The sequence below is a fragment of the Halomonas sp. genome, assembly GCF_041689495.1.
GTDB lineage: Bacteria > Pseudomonadota > Gammaproteobacteria > Pseudomonadales > Halomonadaceae > Halomonas.
On record NZ_JBDNGD010000444.1, the window covers coordinates 1 to 2,705 of the forward strand.

Annotated in this window: 3 protein-coding genes; all 3 read right to left on the reverse strand. The window is 58.9% G+C overall.

The window, feature by feature from the left end:
- Positions 1-1,259: NADH-quinone oxidoreductase subunit C (locus ACESMD_RS13725; RefSeq protein WP_372614084.1), on the reverse strand; the 1,259-nt coding region annotated here is incomplete at its 3' end.
- Between the two features lie 57 nt (positions 1,260-1,316).
- Complete coding sequence (locus tag ACESMD_RS13730) at positions 1,317-1,997, reverse strand: NADH-quinone oxidoreductase subunit B (protein WP_372614086.1); 681 nt, start codon at positions 1,995-1,997, stop codon at positions 1,317-1,319.
- 46 nt (positions 1,998-2,043) lie between these two features.
- Positions 2,044-2,499, reverse strand: a complete 456-nt coding sequence (locus ACESMD_RS13735; protein ID WP_372614088.1) for an NADH-quinone oxidoreductase subunit A — start codon at positions 2,497-2,499, stop codon at positions 2,044-2,046.
- Positions 2,500-2,705: the final 206 nt, after the last annotated feature.

Below are 2,705 nucleotides of genomic sequence, written 5' to 3' on the forward strand. Positions count from 1 at the left end.
ACGCCCCAGGCTAAGGCGTTCGCGGTATCGAAGGCCGCGATGTGTTTGGTGCGATCACGAACCAGCGAGTTTTCCATCATCGCCCGCTCGTATTCCCTCAGTCGGGCGGGCATCCAGTCGACGAAGCCCTGCATGAGCCTGTCCCAGCCTTTCGGCAGGTCCTGCATCACGCCGCCAATGCGAAACCAGGCCGGGTGCATGCGAAAACCGGTGATCGCTTCGATGACGTCGTAGCCCTTCTGGCGATCGGTAAAAGCATAGAAGACCGGCGACATGGCGCCGAGATCCTGCAGATAGGTGCCCAGGAATAGCAAATGGCTGGTAATGCGAAACAGCTCCGCCATCATTACCCGAATCGTTTGGATACGCGCGTTCACCTGTATGCCGGCGAGCTTCTCCACCGCCAGCACGTATGGCAGATTGTTCATTACGCCGCCCACGTAATCGATACGGTCGGTGTAGGGAATGAAGCTGTGCCAGGACTGGCGCTCGGCCATCTTTTCCGCACCGCGATGGTGATAGCCGATATCCGGCACACAATCGATGATCTCTTCGCCGTCGAGCTGCAATACAAGGCGAAACGCACCGTGAGCGGAGGGATGGTTAGGTCCCAGATTGAGAAACATGAAGTCAGTCGTATCGCTCTGGCGCTGCATGCCCCAATCTTCAGGCTTAAATTGCAGCGCCTGTTGCTCGCTTTCCTGGCTCTCCACCGTCAGGGTATAAGGATCGAACTCCGTGGCTCTGGCATGATGATCCTTGCGCAGCGGATGGCCCTGCCAGGTGGACGGCATCAGAATGCGAAACAGGTTAGGGTGCCCTTCAAAGTGAATGCCAAACATGTCCCAGACTTCGCGCTCGTACCAGTTAGCGTTGGGGTAGACAGGAATCACCGTGGGCAATGAAAGATCGTGTTCAAAAAGCGCCACCTTGAGCATAATGTCGCGATTTCCCGAGACAGACAGCAGCTGATAGAACACTGTGAAGTCGGCCTCCGGCAGGCCATGCCGATGACTGCGCAGGCGTTCGTCGATGGCCGACAGATCAAACAGCATCTCGAACGGCTCGGGGAGCCGGCGCAGCGTAGCGAGAACCTCAACCAGCGCACTCCGGCTCACCCACAATACCGGCATGCCCGTCATGGTGGCCTGCTCGCACAGCACCTGATCACCGAACTGCTCTCGCAGAAGAGTCACAAGGGAACTGGCCCGGTGATCGGGAGCAGCCGCCGCGCTGGTATCGGTTTCAACAATGCTCATCTTGGCAGGGTCCCTCTCGCTCTGAGGTGCAGTAAGAATATCTGGCAGGTTCTTGGGTTAAACGCTGTCGGGTGCGCGCAGCTCTGTCACCTGAATACGCCGGTCGCGATGCTTCTCACGCTGGGACGGCATCTCGGCTCGGTAAACGCCCTGGTCGCCAACCACCCAGGATAACGGCCGACGCTCCTCTTGAATGGAGTCTTGCAGTAGCTGCAGCCCTTGCAGAAAGGCCTCCGGGCGCGGCGGGCAGCCGGGCACGTAAACATCCACCGGCAGGAACTTGTCGACCCCCTGGACCACCGAGTAAATGTCGTACATGCCACCAGAGTTAGCGCAGGAGCCCATCGAGATCACCCACTTGGGCTCGAGCATTTGGTCGTAGAGCTGCTGAATAACCGGCGCCATCTTCACGAAACAGGTGCCGGCAATGACCATGAAGTCTGCCTGGCGCGGAGAAGCACGGATGACCTCGGCGCCGAAGCGAGCGATATCGTGGGGCGAGGTAAATGCCGTGGTCATCTCCACATAGCAGCAGGACAGCCCGAAGTTATACGGCCACAAGGAGTTCTTGCGCCCCCAGTTGACCGTCGAGTGGAGCACTTCTTCAAGCTTGCCGGTGAACACGCTGCGGTGCACCTGCTGCTTCATTGGGTCTTCGACGCGCTGACGCTCACCTAAGGGATAGCGTGCGTTTTCTGCCGCTAGCGCATCTTCAACCCGGGTCAGGGTGTATGCCATGACGTGCCTCCAAACTGAAAACCAATAAGGATTGCCTGTGAGTACTTCACTGCGCTTGTGGCGGCGGCTTTCTGCTCTTGACGCTCAGTGGCACGCTTCCTCGATGCAGCCGATCACTGCCTTGCGGTGCCCAATCGAGCGCACCAGCACGGCGGTCATAAACTAGCCCGGCGAGAAGTATGGCGATGAACACCGCCGCACCCCAAAAGCCGCTCCAGCCTACCTCGCGCACCGACACGGCCCAGGCAAACAGGAACATGGCTTCAATATCGAAGATCACGAAGAGCATCGCGACCAGGTAGAACTGGATGGAGAAGCGCTGACGGGCGCTGCCGGCGCCGACGATACCGCTCTCGAAAGGGAGCGCCTTGCTAGGCCCCCGGCTGCGCCCGCCCAGTAGGCTGGAGACGCCCATCATCAGGGCGCACAGGGCGACGACGGCGAGAATGAAGAAACCAACGGCCCAATACTCGGCGATCGACGCTGTGGCGTATTGATTCATAGGCTCCTCAACGACGGCCCCTGGTCACGCGTCCAAGGGGGGGGACGGGTGGCGGGTGGCCAGCGCCGGCAACCCGCTCGAATCCGTCAGGCTTAAACGTAGGAGATCATTGGAGATTTGTCAGAGGCCTAGCCCGGATATTGCACCAAGCATGAAAAAAGCGGCTGAAAATCGTTTGTGATTCAATCTTCTACACCAGAATCAAC